This window comes from Caldicellulosiruptor changbaiensis (assembly GCF_003999255.1).
Taxonomy (GTDB): Bacteria; Bacillota; Thermoanaerobacteria; order Caldicellulosiruptorales; family Caldicellulosiruptoraceae; genus Caldicellulosiruptor; species Caldicellulosiruptor changbaiensis.
Window position 1 is genome coordinate 820,118 of sequence record NZ_CP034791.1, and the last position, 22,743, is coordinate 842,860.

At 35.7% G+C, this 22,743-nt stretch carries 19 protein-coding genes; 13 read left to right on the forward strand and 6 right to left on the reverse strand.

Annotated features, from left to right (window positions below):
- The first annotated feature begins 2 nt into the window (after positions 1–2).
- The gene (locus tag ELD05_RS03770; RefSeq protein ID WP_127351419.1) at positions 3–1,217 is read left to right on the forward strand and encodes a Gfo/Idh/MocA family protein; all 1,215 of its coding nucleotides are present in this window, start codon (positions 3–5) and stop codon (positions 1,215–1,217) included.
- A gap of 60 nt (positions 1,218–1,277) precedes the next feature.
- On the opposite strand, the gene ELD05_RS03775 is transcribed toward ELD05_RS03770, so the two are convergent.
- The 3 genes from ELD05_RS03775 to ELD05_RS03785 are packed head-to-tail and all read right to left on the reverse strand — an operon-like array spanning position 1,278 to position 6,184.
- The gene (locus tag ELD05_RS03775; protein ID WP_127351420.1) at positions 1,278–2,267 is read right to left on the reverse strand and encodes a Gfo/Idh/MocA family protein; all 990 of its coding nucleotides are present in this window, start codon (positions 2,265–2,267) and stop codon (positions 1,278–1,280) included.
- 36 nt (positions 2,268–2,303) lie between these two features.
- A complete protein-coding gene (locus ELD05_RS03780) occupies positions 2,304–3,029 on the reverse strand; it encodes an SGNH/GDSL hydrolase family protein (protein WP_127351421.1) in 726 nt (241 codons plus the stop codon).
- A gap of 35 nt (positions 3,030–3,064) precedes the next feature.
- The gene (locus tag ELD05_RS03785) at positions 3,065–6,184 is read right to left on the reverse strand and encodes a glycosyl hydrolase (RefSeq protein ID WP_127351422.1); all 3,120 of its coding nucleotides are present in this window, start codon (positions 6,182–6,184) and stop codon (positions 3,065–3,067) included.
- Between the two features lie 195 nt (positions 6,185–6,379).
- On the opposite strand from ELD05_RS03785, the gene ELD05_RS03790 reads away from it, so the two are divergent.
- The 3 genes from ELD05_RS03790 (at position 6,380) to ELD05_RS03800 (ending at position 11,120) form a co-directional block, all read left to right on the forward strand.
- Positions 6,380–7,396, forward strand: a complete 1,017-nt coding sequence (locus ELD05_RS03790; RefSeq protein WP_127351423.1) for a LacI family DNA-binding transcriptional regulator — start codon at positions 6,380–6,382, stop codon at positions 7,394–7,396.
- 422 nt (positions 7,397–7,818) lie between these two features.
- The gene (locus ELD05_RS03795; protein ID WP_127351424.1) at positions 7,819–9,633 is read left to right on the forward strand and encodes an L-fucose isomerase; all 1,815 of its coding nucleotides are present in this window, start codon (positions 7,819–7,821) and stop codon (positions 9,631–9,633) included.
- A gap of 26 nt (positions 9,634–9,659) precedes the next feature.
- A complete protein-coding gene (locus ELD05_RS03800) occupies positions 9,660–11,120 on the forward strand; it encodes an alpha-L-fucosidase (protein ID WP_127351425.1) in 1,461 nt (486 codons plus the stop codon).
- A 65-nt stretch (positions 11,121–11,185) separates the two neighbouring features.
- Here ELD05_RS03800 and ELD05_RS03805 read toward each other — a convergent pair whose 3' ends face one another.
- Positions 11,186–12,319, reverse strand: coding sequence for a glycerate kinase (locus ELD05_RS03805; RefSeq protein ID WP_127351426.1), 1,134 nt, complete (start codon positions 12,317–12,319; stop codon positions 11,186–11,188).
- Positions 12,320–12,558: 239 nt separating this feature from the next.
- Here ELD05_RS03805 and ELD05_RS03810 point away from each other — a divergent pair, with 239 nt between their 5' ends.
- From ELD05_RS03810 to ELD05_RS03830, 5 genes are all read left to right on the forward strand, one after another.
- The gene (locus ELD05_RS03810) at positions 12,559–13,497 is read left to right on the forward strand and encodes a transposase (protein WP_127350937.1); all 939 of its coding nucleotides are present in this window, start codon (positions 12,559–12,561) and stop codon (positions 13,495–13,497) included.
- 214 nt (positions 13,498–13,711) lie between these two features.
- Complete coding sequence (rplM, locus tag ELD05_RS03815; RefSeq protein WP_127351427.1) at positions 13,712–14,140, forward strand: 50S ribosomal protein L13; 429 nt, start codon at positions 13,712–13,714, stop codon at positions 14,138–14,140.
- A gap of 23 nt (positions 14,141–14,163) precedes the next feature.
- Positions 14,164–14,556 (forward strand): 30S ribosomal protein S9, encoded by a 393-nt coding sequence (gene rpsI / locus ELD05_RS03820; protein ID WP_127351428.1) that lies wholly within the window; start codon positions 14,164–14,166, stop codon positions 14,554–14,556.
- Between the two features lie 202 nt (positions 14,557–14,758).
- Positions 14,759–15,979 carry an ammonium transporter gene (locus tag ELD05_RS03825; protein WP_127351429.1) on the forward strand — a complete coding sequence of 407 codons (1,221 nt, stop codon included), beginning with the start codon at positions 14,759–14,761 and terminating at the stop codon, positions 15,977–15,979.
- Positions 15,980–15,997: 18 nt separating this feature from the next.
- Positions 15,998–16,333 (forward strand): P-II family nitrogen regulator, encoded by a 336-nt coding sequence (locus tag ELD05_RS03830; RefSeq protein ID WP_045175567.1) that lies wholly within the window; start codon positions 15,998–16,000, stop codon positions 16,331–16,333.
- A 69-nt stretch (positions 16,334–16,402) separates the two neighbouring features.
- Here the strand turns inward: ELD05_RS03830 and ELD05_RS03835 are convergent, their stop codons facing one another.
- A complete protein-coding gene (locus ELD05_RS03835) occupies positions 16,403–17,530 on the reverse strand; it encodes a glycosyltransferase (RefSeq protein WP_127351430.1) in 1,128 nt (375 codons plus the stop codon).
- A gap of 131 nt (positions 17,531–17,661) precedes the next feature.
- On the opposite strand from ELD05_RS03835, the gene radA reads away from it, so the two are divergent.
- Together radA and ELD05_RS03845 are read left to right on the forward strand one after the other, a co-directional pair.
- Positions 17,662–18,990 (forward strand): DNA repair protein RadA, encoded by a 1,329-nt coding sequence (gene radA / locus ELD05_RS03840; protein ID WP_127351431.1) that lies wholly within the window; start codon positions 17,662–17,664, stop codon positions 18,988–18,990.
- Between the two features lie 20 nt (positions 18,991–19,010).
- The gene (locus ELD05_RS03845; RefSeq protein ID WP_127351432.1) at positions 19,011–19,700 is read left to right on the forward strand and encodes a 4Fe-4S double cluster binding domain-containing protein; all 690 of its coding nucleotides are present in this window, start codon (positions 19,011–19,013) and stop codon (positions 19,698–19,700) included.
- A 5-nt stretch (positions 19,701–19,705) separates the two neighbouring features.
- On the opposite strand, the gene ELD05_RS03850 is transcribed toward ELD05_RS03845, so the two are convergent.
- On the reverse strand, positions 19,706–19,864 hold the full coding sequence (locus ELD05_RS03850) for a DUF1540 domain-containing protein (RefSeq protein ID WP_011916886.1): 159 nt from the start codon (positions 19,862–19,864) through the stop codon (positions 19,706–19,708).
- Between the two features lie 111 nt (positions 19,865–19,975).
- On the opposite strand from ELD05_RS03850, the gene csaB reads away from it, so the two are divergent.
- Positions 19,976–21,814: a polysaccharide pyruvyl transferase CsaB gene (csaB, locus tag ELD05_RS03855; RefSeq protein WP_127351433.1), complete on the forward strand. Its 1,839-nt coding sequence runs from the start codon at positions 19,976–19,978 to the stop codon at positions 21,812–21,814.
- Positions 21,815–22,666 (forward strand): YitT family protein, encoded by an 852-nt coding sequence (locus ELD05_RS03860; RefSeq protein WP_127351434.1) that lies wholly within the window; start codon positions 21,815–21,817, stop codon positions 22,664–22,666.
- Positions 22,667–22,743: the final 77 nt, after the last annotated feature.

Sequence of the window (22,743 nt, forward strand, 5' to 3'; positions counted from 1 at the left end):
TCTTGAATGTTGCAAAGGTTGGTCTTATTGGAATTAGTGGGTTTGGAAGTATACACTTGCGGTCAATAGAACAGCTCCAAGGGAAGATGGTTGACTTGAGAGCAATTGTTGCAACAAGCTACGAAAAAAATAAAGAAGTGATAGATAGATTGACTTCTCGAGGTGTTAAGTATTATCAGGATTACAGATTGATGCTTGAGAATCATAAAGACTTAGATTTTGTTGCCATCTCAACACCCATACACCTACATGCTCCAATGGCAATTGATGCAATGGAAAGAGGTTTTAATGTCCTGCTTGAAAAGCCGCCTGCTGTGACAATTCAAGATATTGACGCTATAATTGAGACAAAGAGAAAAACAAATAGGGTTTGTAGTGTGAACTTTCAAAACACTTCAGGTAAAGCATTTAGAAGACTTCTTGAGTATATAAAAGAAGGCAAACTTGGCAGAATAAAATCAATTGTTGGTGTTGGACGTTGGAAAAGGGATGAAAGCTATTATCAAAGAAACGCATGGGCTGGTAAGTTAATTGTTGATGGCAACTATGTCTTGGATGGAACAATAAACAATCCTCTTGCACATCTTTTGAACAATGAACTGATTGCTGCTGAGACCTCAGAAGAAAATGGTGGTGTGCCTCAAAAAGTTACTGCAGAGATTTATCACGGACATAAGATTGAAGGAGAAGATACAGCGTGTGTTAGAATCATCACAAAAACCGGAATTGAGGTCTATTTTTATTCAACGTTATGTAACAGAGAAGAAGAGTCACCCTATATCATAATAGAAGCTGAAAGAGCAAAGGCCTATTGGACATTTGCAAATAGGTTTAAAATAGAATACATTGATGGCACTACAGAAGAATTTGATGGTGGGCACGAAGATTTGTTTGTGAATATGTACATTAATATGGTAGAGCATCTGTTTGAAGGAAAACTACTTTACTGTCCACTGGAAATAACACGCAATTTTGTATTGGCATCAAACGGGGCTTTTGAATCATCGAGGTGTGTTTATGGTATTCCAGATGAATATTTAGAGATTAGCTATGAAAATGGTAAGATATATACCTATATCAAAAATATAAAAGAAATCATAGATGAGGCAACTGAAAACAAAAAGCTGTTTTCGGAGATAGGAGTGCCATGGAGCAGGAAGACAGAACCTTTTGATTTGACAAACTATAAAAAGTTCAATATGTTTGGGCAGAAATGATTAAACAACCTTAAAAAAAGACCTCCTTGGGGGTTCCCTGTATAGGAGGTCTTTTTAAATTCAAAACTCAATCACCTTTCCCTCATCAGCAGACTGCCTTGCTAAAAGCGAAGCTAAGGTTACGTAAAAACTGTCCTCGCTAGTAACTAAGCACTTTTCTGTACCTCTTACTTCATTTAAGAAATCTAAAAACACAATAGGTGGCTTTTCCAAGGAGACTTCCAAAGTCTCTTTAGTGGTGTCATTTAGCAAGAAAACTTTTCCGTTTAAAACTTCAAGAATTCCTTTTGTTCCCACAATTCTAATTCTATCATCATCATGAGTAGGGGCAGTAGCAGGACGCAAATAGTCAATGTTCACCGTTGCAAAAATTTCATCTTCCATTACAAAACTACAAAAAGCAGTGGCTTCAAGCTCACCATGATCATTATTGTAAAGTCTTGAATGTCTTGCAAAGACCGATTTGAATTTCTTGCCACTTAACCAATAAATCCAATCAATAGCGTGAATGCCAACCCAGGGAATTGTTCCGCCATATGTTCTTCTCTGTTTGTAAAAATCAGGTCGCATTCCAAGTTTATAAGATTTTTGAGCATGTATCAGTCTTATTCTACCTATCTTGTTTTCATTTATAAGTTTATAAGCAGTCCAAAAATGGGGTGTATAGCGCAATCCCAGCATTGACGAAAGTTTTACTTTTGTTTGCTTCCGCACACTCTTTAGTTCTTCAAGTTCTTCTATTGAAAGTGCAACAGGTTTTTCCATATATACGTGGATTCCTCTTTCCATAGCCTCAATTGCAAGCTCAGAATTTTTATAAAAAAATGTATTAATCACAGCAATGTCAGGTTTGAGATCTTCAAACATGCTTATAGGATTGCTATAAACCACAGGTGCAAATCCCATTTCATTTACTTGAGAATATAACCTTTCAATATTCTCTCCTTCACATCCAGGAGAGATTCCCACGATTTGGGCATCAGGGTCTTCTTTTATTCCTCTTAAAGCATATACATAGTGTCCACTACTGCCTACTATGCAAATTTTCATTTAAAATCTCCCACCTTTCATTCAAATTTTTTTCTTTTAAAACATAATTGTCTCAAATAATGACCATGCAAAGAGTTTATGCATCGGGCGATTGGGATGATTTATAAAATTTGAAAGAAGATTTGTTGTGTCAACGCCACTGTGATAAAGCTTTTTCCATTTTTCGTAACAATCACAAACTACAACATTTTCCTTTTGGCAAAGCTCCTTAGCTGAATCTATGTAAAGATCTAACGTTCCATTGATTTGACTTTCCATATTTAATTTTGCCATCTCAATCAAAGGCAAGCTCTTTATAGCTGGTGAAATATAAGTGTTTTTCATATTGGGAGTCAAAAAGATTACTTCGATATCATTCTTCTTAAGTTCCAAAAATATTCCTGCTAAACCATTTAAATATTCATTCAAATACTCTTTTCCTTTGTTGCTATCATTTAATCCATAACAAACTACCACAAGGTCCGGGTTAAATCTTAAAACATCTCTTTCAAGTCTTTGTAAGCCACTTTGTGCTGTATCGCCGCTTATACCTGCATTGACAATATTAATTGGAGCAAATGGGAACACCATTGATAAGATTTTTTTAAATTGATTATGATAGACAGCTTCAAAATCGCACACAACTTCTAATGTTCTTTTTGTTCCTTCAATGACCTCAAAGCAACCGTGGGTTACACTGTCACCCAAAAAGACAATTGTAGGTATTGGACCGGAGTGATAATTTTCATTTTTTTGTCTAATTTTTTCTACAATGCGCATCATTCTAAATCTACCTCCAATTTTTATATTGATAAGTTTCATATTGTCTTAATTTTGTGTGTTTTTTCTTCAATAACTTCACCTTCGAACAGTTGTAACATCGAAGTTGATACTTCAAGTGTGAGCTTTACCTTCTTTGAAGAAAGTAAATCAGAATCTACCTTCCATCTGTAAGGTTGCCAACATCTTGTGCCTATAAGTTCATCATTTATATAAAGGCTAACACACTGATCTACGTTATCTTCGATAAAGAATTCCACAATACCACTTTCCAAATATGGCATTTGAAGTTCTTTTTCGTACTTTATAAAACCAGCATAAAAAGGAATGCCGTTTTCAAGGTCTTTACTAAAGCAGCCTTGAGTTGGAAGCTTGCCTATATGCCAGCTGTCATCAACTTTGAATATACCTGCCATGCTGAAAATATAAATGGGTGTAAGAAGTCCATCAAAAGACCTGCTAATCTTAACGCATACACAAAGCTGATTTTCTCCCAATTTAATTAAGTTGCTAATGTCATATGCTAAATTAGTATGAGAATAAAATCTTTTTGATACAAAATCTCTTGGTAAAATAGTATGATTGTTCAAAAGTACAACCCATTCGCCTTTTATACCTTCATCTTCAATGACAAGCCAAAATTGTTGGTCTGCAACATCTACAAAAAATGAAGTAGTGTATATTGCCTCAAAGCTTGGCAACGTTATTTCTTTTGGACATCCAAAGAAACTTTTTGTTTTTAGTGGTATTGGAATTTTTGCCTCTTCTATCTGATCAATTATTGGTTTTGGTGTAACTGGAATTTTTGAAGATGCTGAGTATTGTTCATTTTCGTTGTTGAAAATCAATTTTAAATTCCATCTGCCGAGACTTAAAGGATTTAAACTCTCAATTGAAAATTTCCAGGGAGTTTCAAGAGGAATTTTGTATTGAAAAACTCTCTTTTCAATATCACTTTTGTGGTTGTTCTTCTTAATCCAACTTTTTTCTAATTTAATTAAATACGATTGAAAAGGTTCAAAACTTATGGAAAAAACCATTTGCTTTTTATCTAAAGAATTTTCGAAATTTATTTCCTTTTCGGAATCTTGCAATGTTAATGGAACCGAATAAATTCTGGTTATTTCATCAGCCTTGTAACCCACGTGTATCATACAACTCTTTTTCTCCTTAGTTGGGTTTATTATGAATAAAAGATCATGATCTACATCCTCAAAGTAAGCACAGAGAATACCGCGGTCATTAGAAGATTCATATGATACACTTACAGGCTTTTCACAAATCTTGTCAATTTTTGTTGCTAAATCTTCTATATTACCAATGAAGATACAACTGTTAAGAAAAACTGTATTGTTCAATTTAGAACCTGTTGTATATGCCTTTGCGATGTCCATAGGATTTACTCCAAGAAAATTGCTAATATCTTTGGCGACATCAAAATCTTCGATGTTTTGAAATGGCAAACAGCCAATAAATACTATCTTGCACCCATTTAGTATCAGCTCTTTTATCTTCATGTAAGCTTCTTTTTCCAAATTGGTCACAGGTGGAATGATCAATAGTTCAAATTTTTCATTGTCATAATAGATCTTCTGATTCCTGCATTCCAAATTCCTCACTAATGACTGGTCAACTATGTAATAGTCTATATTTTGTTCTAAAAGAATTTGCTGAATTCTACGAAAATCCTTTGAAATTTTTTCTTTTATTTCTTTCTCATAAAAACAGGTCCACTGGCTTGTAATTGGATCTACTACAAGTACATCAACTTTTCTTTTGCAATTTTTAAGCATTTTAGTTACATTTTCTACATACTCAGACAATATTTTTTGATGTTTCCACCATGGCATCTGGAAAAAGGCTGAAGGTGGAGCATCGTGTTTTTTAAGACCATCTGCACTATAATAAAAAGCATGAGGAACAAACATGTCTATTCCCTGTAGTATTAGCCAATCAAATATCCATTTCATATCTTGCATTGTCATGCTCCAGCCGATACTATGAAAGCATTCACACAAAACCCTTTCCTTTTTATAAAAGTGAGCGGCAGATGATGCTATCTTTGGATTTGCTCTGTAGTTTTCAGATACAACCTGGGGAATGTCACCAGCCTTTTGATGTCCTGCGTCTATTCCAGGAATATCCATAAAGGCTAATTGTGAGCTTCTCAAAATTGGCTTTTCGCCCACATACAAAAGATTGTTCTGGTGGCACCATTCAAGGATTTGTTTGTCGTAGCTTTCAATAAATGTGTCCACAACAAGCTTCCAAAACTGATACTTAATTTTTGAACAAGCTGTATCAAATATGTCTGTGCAAATAATTTGAGGTAATTTTTCAATAAGATTTTCCCCATATGTTTGCTCAAAAAGCTTAGGAAGCAATTTTGACCAAGGAAGTTTGCCGGCAACTGGAGCTGTTTCATCCGTAAAAATTCCCTTTATTGTTTTTCCAAACTCATGACCTAAGTATTTTTTATATTTTTCATGAGTGGTTTGAATGAACAGTCTTACAGCATCTTTGTTTAGAGGGTCGATAAATGTTCCGAAATATTTAAAATTTTTTAATGGATACTGATAAAACAAAAATATCTTCCACTCTCCTTTTGGTACTTTCCATTTAAGAACTTTTGCCCCATCTCCAACAAAGTATCTTTTCCTATTGTAAAATGTAAGCCCGCTTTCTTGGTAAATATGTTCTTTGTAGATTACACCAATATAATCAATCAAATCTATGTATTCATTCCATACTATAGTATTGTTTCTTATTCTATAAGCTCTTGGTAATAACACTTCACACATGGGAATTTCAATGCAAATCTCTTCATTATCTTTTGCCTCAAACACTTTATAATCTAATATAAAAGCTTGATACTCAGGATGCTGAGCAACTACTTCACCAGCTGAAATTCCACTTGGATAAGGATATTCATCATAAAGCCACACTTCCATGTTATATTTTTTTGCACATTCAATTGCAACAGAAACCTTTTCAAACCACTCGTGAGAAAGGTAGGGTATTTCAAGGCCTTGCCGTGGATGAATGAAGAACCCGCCAATTCCTTTTTCATGCATCTGAGCTATTTGAACTGCTATTTCATCATTTTCAATTTTCCCATTCCAAAACCAGAAAGGTTTTATTTTGAAATTGATGTCCATTTCTTTCACTCCAAATTGTTTTAGTTGTATTTATTTTAAAGTTATTTATTTTAATTATACACAACAAAATAAAAAGAATCAACAAAAACAAATCAAAACCTATGGGTATTTCAAACAATGCTTCCCAAAATTCTTGATTTAAGAGAGCTTAGGGTGGTAAAATAAACTAATAAAAAATTCATTGTACAAAAGAGGGTGATAAAAATTCCTGCGACCATCAAAGACATTGCTCGCTACACAGGCTTGTCAATTGCAACAATTTCAAAATACTTAAATGGAGGAAATGTGCTTGAAAAAAATAGAATATTGATTGAAGAAGCCATAAAAGCCTTGGATTTTGAAGTGAATGAGATTGCAAGAGGCTTGAGGACAAACAAGACTATGACCGTGGGTGTGCTTATACCTGTATTTGAACAGTTTTTTAGCACTATTATTTCAAGTTTAGAAACAATCTTGCTTGAAACAGGCTATAGCGTTGTTGTGTGCGACTATAAAGATGACGAAAAATTGGAAAAGGAAAGATTTGATTTTCTTTATAAAAAAAGAGTAGATGCTCTTGTAGTTGTTCCCACTTCTTTGAGGGGCTGTGATATAAGAAAAATTGTAAAAAGAGATATTCCAATAATAGCAATTGATAGACCAATTCCAGATTATGAGTGTGACACAATTGTTGTAAACAATTTTGAAATTTCATACAAAGCGGTAGAAAAACTTATCACTATGGGACATAGAAAAATTGGCATAATATGCGGTCCACAAAATATTTATACAGCAAAGGAAAGGCTGAGAGGTTACATTGAGGCACACAAGGATTATAACGTGGAAATAGATGAGGAGTATATAAAATTTAGTGATTACCACAGCATGGAATCAGGATTTAAGAGGATGATGGAGCTTTTAGAGAAAGATGACCCTCCCACTGCAGTATTCATTACAAATTACGATATGACTGTTGGAAGTGTAATTGCTATGAATGAAAAGGATGTTAAAATTCCTGATGAACTTTCTGTTATTGGATTTGACAGCATTGAAATAGCAAGAATGGTAAAACCACCTCTATCTTTAGTACTACAACCAACAGAGGAAATTGGCAAGGCTGCGGCTGAACTTATTTTAAACAGACTAAAAGGTGATAAAAGCGATTTCCCTCTCTTTAAAAAGTTGGATGCACAACTTTTGATAAAAAAGTCTATACGAGAGATCAAGTGTTGATTTTATTGGTTTTAAGATGATTTAGAGTGTTTTTGACTTATTTTTTATTCAATTTATTTGTTATTGACAAGGAATGTATCAAAGAATATAATAAAATCAAAAGTAAAGTTTTCATTTTGTCATGGTTTGTGAAACGTTTAGCATATGGTGAGAGAGTTTTAGTGATAATTGACTCTCTATTTTTATAGTAAATAGAAAAATGCGATATACAATTAGGACTAACGGACAATTATATAAAAGCTTGGGGCAAAAAATTAGTTAAATATTGACAAGTTGTAAAATAGCATATATACTTAAAGACAGAATGAATAGCGTTATAATTATTTTTCTAAAACAAAAGCTAAACGTTTCACATACTTTCATTCCATTTCACCAATGTAGTTTTGCATCTCAAAAACTGAAAGAAAGGAGAAATAGCAAAAATGTCAAATGAAAGATTGAATGTTTTCATAGGTGAAAAAAGATTTGTTGAAGATTACCCCAAGGTGGGTATAAGACCAACTATAGATGGAAGATATGGTGGAGTAAGAGAGTCTTTAGAAGAGCAGACATGGAGATTAGCAAAATCGGTAGCAGAATTTATTGAAAAGAATGTTTATTTGCCAAATGGCGAGAAAGTAAAGTGTGTGCTCCCTCCTCGGTGTATTGGTGGTGTTGTTGAGGCAAGAATGGCAGATGAACTTTTCAAAAAAGAGGGAGTAGGCCTTTCTATAACAATCACGCCTTGCTGGTGTTATGGTTCTGAAACAATGGATATGACACTGGATATTCCAAAAGCTGTATGGGGATTTAACGGTACAGAAAGACCGGGTGCTGTATATCTTGCTGCAGTGTCGGCCGCTCACAATCAAAAAGGGTTACCTGTCTTTAAGATATATGGGAAGGATGTTCAAGACAAAGATGATTTTTCAATTCCTCAAGATGTTCAAGAAAAGATTTTAAAGTTTGTAAAAAGTGCTTTGGCAGTTTCTATAATGAAAAATAAGTCTTATCTTTCAATTGGAAGCGTATCGATGGGAATTGCGGGTTCGATTGTTGATCCTGACTTTTTTGAGGACTATCTTGGGATGAGAGTTGAGTATGTTGACATGTCAGAGATAATAAGGCGAATAGAAGAAAAGATATACGACCAAGAAGAATTTGAAAGGGCAATACAGTGGGTGAGGAATAATTGTAAGGAAGGAGAAGACCCCAATCCACCAGAGAAAAGAGTTGACAGAAAAAAGAAGGATGAGGTATGGGAATTTGTAGTCAAGATGGCTATAATAACGAGAGATTTAATGGTTGGTAACAAAAAACTTGAAGCATTAGGTTATCCCGAAGAAGCACTTGGACATAATGCAATTTTAGCAGGATTTCAAGGACAGCGGCAGTGGACAGATCATTTTCCAAACGGTGACTTTATGGAAACAATTCTCAACTCCTCATTTGACTGGAATGGACTGAGACAGCCATACATAATTGCTACAGAAAATGATAGTTTAAACGGTGTATGTATGTTATTTGGGCATCTTCTTACAAATACAGCCCAGATTTTTGCAGACGTTAGAACATATTGGAGTCCAGATGCTATTTATAGAGTTACTGGATGGAAACCAGAAGGACTTTTGGAAAATGGGGTTATTCATCTTATAAATTCAGGTTCAGCAGCACTGGACGGAACAGGTCAGCAAGAGATTGACGGCAAGCCTGCTATAAAACCTTTCTGGGAAATCACTGAAGAAGAAGTTAGAAAGTGTTTAGAAGCAACAAGATTCTGTTATGCAAATTTGGGCTATTTTAGAGGTGGCGGATTTTCAACAAAATTTGTGACAAGAGGTGGTATGCCTGTTACAATCTCAAGATTAAATATTGTTAAAGGGTTGGGACCTGTTCTTCAGATTGCAGAAGGCTGGACAGTAGAACTTCCTCCAAATGTTCATGAAATACTTGACAGAAGGACAGACCCGACATGGCCAACCACATGGTTTGTACCAAAACTAACTGGCAAGGGAGCATTTAAGAGCGCATACTCTGTGATGGAAAACTGGGGAGCAAATCACTGTGCGATAACCTATGGACATGTAGGTGATTTGTTTATCACATTGGCAACTATGTTAAGGATTCCAGTGTGCATGCACAATGTAGAAGAAGAAAGAATATTCAGACCAAGTGCTTGGAGTGCGTTTGGAACAGAAGACTTAGAAGGAGCAGATTTTAGAGCATGCAAGAATTTTGGGCCACTTTATAAGAAATAATTTGTACACAAGGAGGTCTTTTATACATGGAGGAGTATTTAAAAACCATCCAACAAGGTCCATTCTCACCAACATGGGAATCTTTAAGGCAGTTCAAATGTCCTCAATGGTTTTTAGATGCCAAGTTTGGTATTTGGGCGCACTGGGGGCCTCAATCGGTTCCTATGTATGGTGATTGGTATGCACGCAATATTTATAGAGAAGGAGAGCCACAGTATTACTACCATTGGCGAAAGTATGGGCATCCTTCAAAGGTTGGTTACAAAGACATTGTTCAGATGTGGAAAGCCGAAAAGTTTAATCCAGAGGAATTAATTGATCTGTATATAAAAGCAGGGGCAAAATATTTTGTTGCTCAGGCTGTTCACCACGATAACTTTGATAACTGGAATTCCCGATACCATAGGTGGAATGCAGTAAATATGGGTCCCAAAAAAGATATTGTTGGAATGTGGGCAAAGGCTGCAAGGGAAAGAGGGCTTCCGTTTGGTGTATCAGAACATTTAGCAGCAAGCTTTTCATGGTTTGCACCAAACAAAGGATGTGATTCAAAAGGACCATATAAGGGTGTTCCATATGATGGAAATGACCCTGTCTATGAGGATTTTTATCACCCAAATAGGGACGAGTATGAGTTAGAAAAACAGCATGGAAAAATTGTCAATTGGTACTCGCAAAGTACACAGTGGCATATGAAATGGTTTTTAAGAATAAAAGATTTAATTGACCAGTATGAACCAGACTTTTTATATTCAGATGGTGGTGTTCCATTTGGTGAGATTGGGCTGAGTATAGTTGCGCATCTTTACAATACAAGTGCCAAGAATCACGGTGGTATAAATCAAGCAGTGTACACTCAAAAAGACACAAATCCGGATGTGTATAAAATTGGTGTTTTGGACATTGAACGTGGAGCAGCCGAAGATATTCTACCTCATCCATGGCAGACAGATACATGTGTAGGTGGCTGGTTTTATGATGTAAGAGCTGTATATAAAACTCCTGAGCAGGTAATTGAAATGCTTATTGATATTGTCAGCAAAGGTGGAAACCTTCTTTTAAACATTCCACAAAAACCAGATGGTACACTGGATGATGAGTGTCTTTATATTCTTGATGAAATTGCAAAATGGATGAAAGTAAACGCAGAAGGCATATATGCAACACGTCCATGGATAAGATATGGAGAAGGTCCGACAAAAGGTCAAGGTGGAGCTTTCCAGGAGAAAAAGCTTGAGTGGACAAAAGAGGATTTTAGATTTACCCAAAAAGATGGAAAAATTTTTGCTTTTCAAATGAAGTATCCAGAAGATAACAGAGCAATCATCAAAAGTTTGGGACTGTCAAGTGGCATCTCTGTCAAAGAGGTAAAACTTTTGGGTTTTGAAGGTGAGCTTGAATTTGAACAGCTCGATAACGCACTGATAATCAAATTGCCAGAAAAGTACTGCAGCACAGGATATCCACATTGTTTTTGCATAAAGTAAAAACTTTTCTTTTTCAGGGCTATTCCAAAAAAAGGCGGAATAGCCCTGATGGTTTTATCTGCTTTTTAAAGATTTTTTGCCCTTAAAATCAAATTCACAATGCTCTTTGTAGTTTCTTTCAAAAGCCGTGGTGCCTCTTTGAGACATCTGTCAAGCGATGATGCCATATCAACGATAGAAAAAATTGAAGTTATGCCTTCTTTTGAATATTCTTCAAAAGGACAATCAATAGACCCTGAAATAACAATTACCATCTTGCCAAGCTTAACCCCAAGTCTTGCAATTCCAATTGTAGATTTTCCAGATAGACTTTGCCTGTCAAATCTTCCTTCACCAGTGATAATAATATCTGCCCACTTGACATGTTCTTCTGCATTTGAAGCGCTGAGTATATAATCTATTCCTGATACATACTGAGCGTTCAAAAAAGCCAAAAGTGCAAATCCTAATCCCCCTGCAGCACCAGATCCGCTTGAAAGCGATAAATCTTTTCCGAGGTACTCTTTGGCAACATTTGCAAAATTCCTAAGCCCCATATCAAGAAGCTTTACAGCATTTTCATCTGCTCCTTTTTGGGGTGCAAATACATACGCTGCACCGTTTTCTCCATAAAGTGGGTTTGTCACATCACACAAAACTGTAAATTTTATCTTGAGAGCATCTTTCAAAAATTCTGAATCATCAATCTTTTTTATTTTTACTAAGTTTTCCCCAATTGGTTTTAACTCATTTCCATTCTCATCTAAAAATTTCATACCAAGGCTATTTAGCATCCCTACTCCAGCATCATTTGTTGCAGACCCACCAATGCCAATGATGATTTCTTTCACTTTCTTTGAAATTGCGTATTTGATGAGCTCACCAACACCGTATGTTGTTGTGTAAAGGGGATTTCTTTCTTCATCTTTTAAAAGAAGAAGTCCTGAACATTCTGCCATTTCAATAATTGCTTTGTCTTCAAAAAATCCTATCCTGCTTTTTATCTTCCTAAAAAGTGGGTCATTTACCTCAACCTCTTCTATTTTGGCACCGAAGATTTTAGATAGAGCTGTCAACGTTCCTTCGCCACCATCAGCAAGCGGAAGCTGGAAAACTTCTGCACCTTTGTCAACCTCAACAATAGCTTCTTTTATTATCTCAGATGCGACTAAAGCGTCAAATGACCCTTTATATTTATCCGGTGCAACCAAATATTTCAATAACATTTCCTCCTTTCTTGTCAATCTTATCAATGCGGAGTTTACATTTATATTTTACCAAAATTCTTGTCAAATGCCTTGCATTTTTAAAATAAAAGTATTTACTTATACTTAGAGGTTGTTGAATAAAAGAAATAACCATATAAAGTAAACATAGTAACAAATGAAAAAAACCCCTTGTGTTATAATTTAATTTAAGAGAAAACCACAACAAAACACAAGGGGGAAAAGATATACTCATGAATATTAAAGCACAAAATAAGAAATTTTTAAAGCTACTTTTTGTAGTGAAAAAGGTTACTGAAGCTCTGACAAGGAGAATAAAGCACAATAGAAGAGGACGCCCAAGGAAATTTAATTTGTTTCAAATAATAGCTTGTCTGGTTTACAAAGTTAAGAAGGGGATAAAGAGTTTCAGAGAATTAGAATATCGAATAAATCAAGACACAGAGTTTAAGCAAGTAGTAGGTATAGAAGAAAGTCCGGACTATTCATATTTTGCGAAGTTGTCAAGAAAAATAGAAAAAGAATACATGCAAGATATAAAAGACATATTAATAGCTAAGATAGAACCTGATATGAGTATAGCGATAGTAGATTCTACACCTTTGAGAAGTGCCAAAAATGATTCAGAAGCAAAAATAGGTATACATATTACAATAGGATTTTACAGGGGATACAAATTACATCTTTTGTGTACAGGTAAAGAAGAAGTAATACCACTTTTCTGGATTTTAACAGGGGCAAATGAACATGACTCAAGACAAGAAGAGCTTTTATATAGGGCATGGGGCTTTGGCTGTGAGATTGTATTAGCAGATGCGGGATACGATTGTAGCAGATGGTTTAATATAGCAAATGAGCTTAAGGTTAAATTTGTTGCTGGGATAAACAAAAGAAACATGAAAGATAAAAACAATGTTAAGAATGTTTTTAGAAGAAATAACATAAGATTTTTAGAAACTGAAGAGGGCAAAAAGCTATACAAGCATAGAACAAAGATTGAAAGACTATTTAGTAAATTAAAAGGTGAATATAATCTTGAGAATGTAAGGCTCAGGAGGTTTAAGAATTATAAAAGGTATATTGATTGGATACTAATTACTTTTTTGTTTGAGCAACTTCTCAGAAAAGTAGAAGGTAAGAAGTTTTCTTTCGCATATGAATGGAATCAATAACTTTTGCTCATTTTATGTATTATTGGTAATAATTTTTATTCAACAACCTAAATAAAAGTATTTACTTATACTTATTAAAAATCGTTATCCAAGCAATTGACATTGACAATATAATGTATTAGAATATTTAATGTTTTAAAATAAGGCCCCGAGTATGAGTTGATAACATAGATTTTCAGAAAACAAAATTTCAAAAGGAGTGAAGAAGAAAGCGATGAAGACATACCTTGCAAAGCCAAATGAAGTTCCAAAGAAGTGGTATGTGATAGATGCAACAGGAAAACCGCTGGGAAGGCTTGCAGCAAAGATTGCTGTGATTTTGAGAGGAAAACATAAACCCCAGTTTACACCTAATGTTGACACTGGAGACTATGTGATTGTGGTAAATGCTGAGAAGGTTGTTTTATCAGGTAAAAAGCTTGACAAGGATGGATACAGATATCATACAAAATATCCTGGGGGACTTAAGTTCATACCATATCGCAGACTTCTTGAAAAGCATCCAGAGAAAGCAATTGAGATTGCGGTGCGCGGAATGCTTCCTAAAAATAGGCTGAGAGATAGGTTCATGAGAAAGCTAAAAGTCTACAGAGGACCAAATCATCCACATGCTGCACAAAAGCCAGAAGTGTTGGAAATATAGTTTTGTAAGGGGAGGATATGAAAGTGGCACAGATAAAATACTATGCAACTGGTAGAAGGAAAACTTCTGTTGCTAAGGTTTGGCTTTCACCTGGAAGTGGTAAGATTATTGTGAACGATAAGAGCATGGAAGAGTATTTTCCACTTGAGACATTGAGAATAATTGTAAAGCAGCCACTAACTCTTACAGAGACTTTGAACAAATATGATGTAATCGCAAAGGTCATGGGTGGCGGGCTTTCTGGCCAAGCAGGTGCTGTAAGGCATGGTATTGCAAGAGCTTTAGTGCTTGCAGACCCAACCCTAAGACCTGTTTTAAAGAAAGCAGGATTTCTCACAAGAGACCCACGTATGGTGGAGAGGAAGAAATACGGTCTCAAGAAAGCAAGGAGAGCACCCCAGTTCTCGAAAAGATAAAAGAATTTTTGCAGCTCCTTTTTTCAAGGAGCTTTTATTTTTGCAATTTCACCAATTTAAAATTTCACCTATTGACATCATCTCAAAAGCTGGATATAATAAAATTGTAGTTGCCAATGGGGGCATACCAAAAAAGGGTATGTCCCCATTTTGCATTTTAGGCGGATATAGACTTTCAAAATAAGATTTGGGGGTGTTTTGGATGAACTATGCTGATATTGTATGGGTACTCATTTCAACAGCTCTGGTTATGCTGATGACACCGGCGGTAGGTCTTTTTTATGGTGGTATGGTCAGACGAAAAAACCTTCTTTCCACAATTACCATGTCAGCGTTGACTTTGGGGATAATTAGCATTGAATGGGTACTGGTTGGCTACAGCATGGCGTTTGGCCCTGACAGGTTTGGTTTGATTGGAAGTCTGGATTGGGCAGGTTTAAGAAATGTGGGATATAAACCCAACCCTGACTATGCAGCCACAATCCCACACCTTTTGTTCATGGCATTTCAGATGATGTTTGCTGTTATTACTCCAGCCCTGATTGTGGGAGCATATGTAGAAAGAATCAAATTTAGCAGCTATATACTCTTTACATTGCTGTGGGCTCTATTTGTCTACAACCCTGTTGCGCATTGGGTGTGGGCAAAAGGTGGATGGCTCAAAGACTTAGGTGCTTTAGATTTTGCAGGCGGGACTGTTGTGCATATTACTGCTGGTGTCTCAGCTTTGGCTTTGTCGCTTGTGATTAGAAAAAGGAAAGACTTTGGGAAGGTTCAGATGGAACCAAACAATATTCCACTTACATTACTTGGTGCGTTTTTACTTTGGTTTGGATGGTTCGGGTTCAATGGTGGAAGCAGTTTAGCTGCAAATGAGATAGGAGTAAATGCTTTTGTAGTGACAAATGTGGCTGCTGCATCTGCCGCTGTTTCGTGGATGATTATAAGCTGGCTCTATAAAAAACCAAGTGCAATTGGAATTGCAACAGGTGCGGTTGTTGGGCTTGTTGCAATAACACCTGCATCAGGTTATGTAAATGCTCTTACAGCAATTGTAATAGGTGCAGTTGCATCTGTAATCTCATTCTACTTTATAAGACTTCGCGAAAGGCTAAAACTTGATGAGACTTTGGATGTATGGGCATGCCATGGCATGGGTGGAACTTGGGGGGCGCTTGCGACAGGCATATTTGCAAGCAAGGCGGTAAACCCTGGTGGAAATGATGGCTTGATATTTGGAAACTTTAACCTATTTTTAGTACAGTTAATTTCTGTAGCTGTTGTATGGGCTTTTTCATTTGTAATTACATTTATAATAGCGAAAATTCTTGACAAGACAGTTGGGCTTGCTGTGACATATGAAGAGGAGACAGTTGGCCTTGACATATCTCAGCATGGTGAAGAGGCTTATGGCGGAATTTAATTTTGGGGGTGTTTTGAAATGAAAAAGATTGAAGCCATCATCAGGGAAGAGAAGCTAAATGACCTCAAAGAGTGCTTGGAAAAAGAAGGAATCTATGGTATGACAGTTATGAGAGTAAAAGGAAGAGGAATCCAACGAGGAATTACTCTGCAGTGGAGGGCAGGGTCGTACACAGTAGACCTTTTGCCAAAGGTTTTAGTAATGATGGTTGTAAGCGATGAACAATTTGAAAAGGTTATAGATATTATTCTTGACTGCTGTTCAACTGGCAACCCAGGCGATGGAAAGATATTTGTCTCAGAGGTAAGTGAGGTTATCAGAATTAGCAGCAAAGAAAGAAATGTAAAGATTTAAAAGTTTTAAAAAGCAACAAAAATCAAAGGGGCTACCTGCTTGGTAAAAATTTCTGCAAAAGGTAGCCCTTTACCTTTTTTGCATAATCCTTTTGTAAATCTCAAATTGCATTTTTGCCATATTCTCAGCTGAAAATTTTTCTTTTGCTTTTTGAGAAAGTCTTTTGCCAAAAGTTGTAATAACTTCTTTGTTATTTAAAAGAGTTTCTATTTTTTTAGAAAGTTCTTTATAATCTCCTACCTCGAACAAAAAGCCATTTTCACCATCTTCAATCAAGTCAGGGACAGAACCTACTTTACTTGAGATACAGCATTTTTCAAGAGCTGTTGCCTCTAAGATTGAGTATGGGAATGTCTCTGAATATGAACTAATTACATTTATGTCTATTGCGTTGAAAAAATCATATGGATTTCTTATATTGCCAAGCAAAAAAACTTTGTCATTTAATTTAAACTCATTTATCATATTTTGAAGATACTCCCTTTGGGGACCACTGCCACCAATTAAAAAAATCACATTAGGGTTATCTTTAACAACCAAGTTTGCAGCTTTAATAAAAACGTCTAATCCCTTTACTTTATATAACCTGCTTAAGTTTCCTACAATTGTTTTAGATTGATATACAGATTTGTCCATGTACCTTGATAAAAATGCATCTTTTTCTTCAAAGCTTATCTCTTTGGCGAAGTCAAATCCGTTGTACAAAAGAAAAATTTTCTTTTCATCTACTCCTAAACTTTTAATCTTATCAATCAAGGCAGACCCAACAGAAATAAAATAGTCAAACCTTTTTAGTGAGACCTTGTTCAAGTACGAAAAAATAATCCTTTTATAAAACACGTCCTGAAAATCCAAGTCAAAATCACTATGTATTGTTGTTATAAAAGGTATGTTTTTGACCTTCCTTTTGAGAAACATTCCGATAAAGTTTGCCCTTGCACCGTGACAGTGAATTATATCGTACCCCTCATGCTCTATCATTTGATATATCTTGTCAACAACACTCAAATCAAATCGTGAACGTTGCGGGATAACATCTATGTCAATTCCAGCATTTTTTACCTCATCATAAAATGGTCCATACATAAAACAAATAATCTTCAGCTTAACCAGATTTTTTAATTTTGAACAAAGGTTTATGATATGTGTTTTTGCACCCCCAGTATCTCCACCACTTATTAAATGCAAGACCTTCATTTTCTAAAAACAAACCTCCTCATCTTTTACCATGCCCATCAATTAGATTATATCATAACTCTTTATTAATAGGTGAAAATATGATAAAAATATATCGTATGGATTTAAAGAAAAGGTGATTTGAATTGAAAATGGTTTATGTCTGTCAAGAATGTGGCTACAAGACTTCAAAGTGGCTTGGAAGATGTCCAAATTGCTCAAGTTGGGACACGTTAGTGGGAGAATACGTAGAGGATAAGAAAAAAGAGGTTACAAAACCTCAACAAAGTAATTTGACACCTTTAAAGCTCTCAGATGTCGCAACAGAAGAAGAGAGGTTTTTATGTGGAATTGATGAGCTTGACAGTGTCCTTGGTGGAGGTTTTGTCAAAGGTGAGCTGATTTTGCTTGGCGGTGAGCCAGGGATAGGGAAGTCAACTTTGCTTTTGCAGGTTGGAAGTATATTGAGCAAGAGGATGAAGGTATTATATGTCTCTGGTGAAGAAGGGGCAAACCAGTTAAAACTACGAGCCCAGAGGCTAAAGATAGATGGCGATATTGATATTTTATGTGAGACAAACTTTGACCTTGTTGAAAGGTTGATTTTAGACCTTAAACCCGAGTTTATTATAATAGATTCAATTCAAACAATGTATCTTCCGGATAATCAATCAGCTCCGGGAAGTGTTACACAGGTAAGAGATGTGACAATGAAACTTTTGAAACTGGCAAAAAGCTTAAAAATTACAATTGTAATTGTTGGACATGTCACAAAAGACGGACTTATTGCCGGGCCAAGGGTTTTAGAGCATATGGTTGACTGTGTTTTATATTTTGAAGGTGAGCGATTTAATACATTTAGAATTATAAGAGCTTATAAAAACCGATTTGGACCAACAAACCAGCTTGGGATATTTGAGATGACCGATAGCGGGCTTGTTGAGGTAAAAAATCCTTCAAGTCTTTTTTTAGAGAGTAGCTACAATGTAGAAGGAGTTGCTATTTACTCTGCAATTGAAGGGACGCGTGCTATTTTATTGGAGATTCAGGCACTGACCACCCCGACATCTTTTGGTACACCACGAAGGACTGTGACCGGAATTGACTATAACAGGTGTGTAATGCTTTGCGCAGTGCTTGAAAAAAAGGTTGGTCTTCCTTTGAATGTTCAGGATATATATGTAAATGTTGCAGGTGGATTTAAGGTTACAGAACCTGCGGCAGACCTTGCAATTGTGTGTGCTATTGCCTCAAGTTATAAGGGCGTGCCGATTGGAGATAATGTATTAATAGGTGAAGTGGGTTTAACCGGCGAGATTAGAGCAGTAAATAGCATTGAAAAAAGGCTAAATGAGGCTAAAAAACTGGGCTTTGAAAGGGCAATAATTCCAAAGAGGAATTCAGAAAATTTGTCTTCAGATTTTGGAATGAAGATATATGCAATGTCAAATATAGAAGAAGTATTTGATTTTATATTCTAAAAAAGAGAGTGATTTTCAATATGATCTTAAAAGAATTAAAAGAAATGCTAATTAAAGAAGGCGCAAGTGACGTTGGTATTTCAAATATACATGAATACCTTCCAGCTGAACTAAAAATGTTTAAAACCTGCATAACTGTAACTGTAAGACTTTCTGACGCTATCGTAAATGAAATTGTGGATTCACCCACATTTACATATTACCACCATTACAAGGCAGTAAATAACCTCATTGACCTTTTGACTTTAAAAGGGGTATTATTTTTAGAGTCAAAAGGATATTTTGCGATGAGTGTTGCTGCATCACAGAGCGTCCATGGCAAGGACAACGGTTTTTCAGGAGTTTTATCTCACAAGATAGGAGCAGTTTTGTCTGGCATGGGGTTTATAGGGAAAAACAACCTTTTTGTTCACAATAGATTTGGTCCGAGAGTAAGGCTTGGAACAATACTTACAACATATGAACCAGAAGAAAAGATTGAAAATCATATAATGGAGCCTCAATGTGGACAGTGCAATCTCTGTATTATAAGCTGCCCAGCACAGGCACTTCGTGGAAGTACATGGTACTTGGGCATTGATAGAAATGAGATGATAGACCCCCATGCATGTAGCACTTACATGAAGGAAAAGTTTAAGTATATAGGGCGTGGCCAGGTTTGTGGTATATGCATGAGGGTCTGTCCTTACGGAAGTGAGGTCAAAAGATAGGAATTTTATCTTCTTAAGGTGTATGTGTGGCAATTTGTTTTTTCTTTTGTGCCGTGAGCTGTAGAACCACCACCATCAACTGATACTTCAATTGATGGTGCTGTACATCTTTTGTTGTCCCAGTACATGCAATCAGAGACATTACAGGTGATTCTATCTGGCATCTTATATACCTCCAGTATTGATGTGATTTTTAAGTTTTCCATAGATTATTCTCTGCAGATAATTTGAACTTTATTCAAAACCAATATTTTAATTTTGGGTGAGAAAAGCAAATGAAAAATATTGTTATATCAGGATATTACGGACAATTGAATACTGGTGATGAGGCAATCTTAAGGGTTTTAGTTGATAAACTAAAAGAATATGAAAGAGAGAGCAATAGCAGTTTGAATATAGTTGTGTTGTCTTCAAGACCAGAGCTTACATCAAAGATCTATAATGTGGAGTCTGTCAACAGGAAAAAGATTCCTTCTGTTATAAAAGCAATAAAGAGATGTGACATTTTTATTTCTGGCGGGGGAAGTCTTTTTCAAAATGAGACAAGCAACAGAAGCCTTTATTATTACCTTTTTCAGATCTTTCTTGCAAAGCTTTTTGGCAAAAAGGTTTTTATTTTTTCTCAGGGAATTGGACCCATTAAAAGGTGGTATAATATATTTCTTTTCAAACATGTGATAAAACTTGCAGATTATATTACAGTAAGAGACTATGATTCGTTTGATTTTTTGCATAAATTAAAAATAAACAAAAAGATTGAACTTTCAGCAGACCCTGCCTTTTTACTGAATCCTTGCTGTGAGCAAAAAATACAAAAACTTTTAGAAGAGTATAAAATAGATTTTAGCAAAAAGACCATAGGCATTGTGGTAAGAAAATGGAAAAAGGAAAAGGACATGACTGACAAAATTGCAAAGATTGCTGACATTCTTATAGAAAGTGAAGGGTACAACGTTGTGTTTATTCCTTTTCAAGGCAAGTGGGACATAATCAAGATAAATGAGATTGTCTCAAAGATGAAAAATAAACCATACGTGCTAAGTGAAAAGCTATCTCCGCATGAGCTTTTAGGAATTTTCAAGAAATTGGATTTAGTAGTTGGGATGAGGCTTCACGCTCTTGTGTTTGCAGCAAAGATGGGTGTTAGATTCATTGGTATTTCCTATGACCCAAAGATTGACAGTTTTCTAAAGATATATGGGTTTAAACCTGCAGGGTATGTAGACAGTTTCGATGAAAATAATGTGCTAATTAGTATTCAATATATGCTATATGATGGGAAAGTAACAAAGAAAATTGATGAGATTACAAAGAACATGACCCAGAAAGCTGAAAAGGCTTTTGAAATATTAAGAGAGGCTTTGAATAATATTAAAAAGAAAGATAGCATAAACATCTTAGGTGTGAGGATTGACTGTGTGAACTTTAAAAAGGCAAAAGAAAAGTGTCTTGAGTTTTTAAATTCCTCATCACCTCATGTTGTTTTTACTCCAAATGTAGAGATGATTATGCTTGCACAAAAGGATGAAAAGTTTAAAAAGATTCTAAACTCAAGCGATTTAAATGTTCCAGATGGAATTGGGGTTGTATGGGCATCAAAATATTTTGGTGAAAAACTGTATGAGAGGGTTACTGGCTTTGACCTGATGATGGCGCTAATGCCAGAGCTTGAAAGACAACAAAAAAGGGTGTTTTTACTTGGTGCAAAGCCTTCAGTTGCTGAAAAGGCAAAAGAAAATCTTTTAAAGATTTTTAAAAACTTAAGTATCTGTGGTACACACCATGGCTATTTTTCACAAGAAGAAAACGAAAAGGTGATAGAGCTTATAAACTCTTCAAAGGCAGACGTAGTCTTTGTTGCTATGGGTATGAAAAGGCAAGAGGAGTGGATTTACAAAAATAAAAAGAAGCTAAATTGCAAACTCATCATGGGAGTTGGTGGAAGTTTGGATGTACTCTCAGGTGAGGTCAAAAGAGCGCCAAAGATTTTCCAAAAGCTTGGACTTGAGTGGTTTTATAGGCTTATTACCCAGCCTTGGAGATTTAAAAGAATGCTTGCATTGCCCAAGTTTATATTTGTTGTTTTGAAAACTAAACTATTTGGGGGAAGATAGATGCTAAAAAAGATTTTCAGAGTTATATACGAATATGCTGCTATAACATTTGGTTCACTTTTGGTTGCACTGTCTTTAAACCTCTTTCTTGTTCCAAACAAGATTGCAGCAGGTGGATTTTCTGGTATTGCAACCGTTGTGTATTATGTCTCTCGTTTTAAACTTCCTGTTGGTATGACAATGCTTGCTTTGAACATTCCTGCTTTTATTTGGGGCGTGAAGACAATTGGAGTAGATTTTGGAGTCAAGAGTGTGTACGGTACAATAGCCCTTTCAGTTTTGACAGACCTGACAGCTTTCTTGCCCTGTATTACATATGATAAACTACTTGCTTCAGTTTTTGGTGGAGCACTAATGGGGCTGGGACTTGCTATTGTGCTTTTGTACGAGGCAACAACTGGTGGAACTGAGATGCTTGCAAGAATAATTCATAAGTTTATCTCCTTTATCTCAGTTGGACAGATTCTTTTAGGGCTTGATGTTGCTGTAATTGCAATGGCTTCAATAGTATTTAAAAACTATGAACTTGGACTTTGGGCAGTTTTGACCCTTTTTGCATGTTCAAAAGTAATGGATGCTATCTTAGAAGGTGTCAACTTTGCAAAAGCACTTATAATAATCTCTGACAAATCAGACATAATCGCAGAGAAGATTCTAAAAGAGCTTGACAGAGGTGTGACAGGTCTTCATGGCATTGGCATGTGGACAAAGACAGAAAAAAACGTACTGCTTTGTGTTGTGAAAAGACATGAGGTAAGCCGTGTAAAGAACCTCGTCAAGAGCATTGATCAGAAAGCTTTTGTCATTTTAACAGATGTTCGTGAGGTTTTAGGTGAAGGTTTTTCTGTTTGAGTTAAAAATGATTTAATGGTATAATATAAAGAAAAAAGAAGTAAACCATCAGTTAATTGGTAAATGAGAATCCAAAT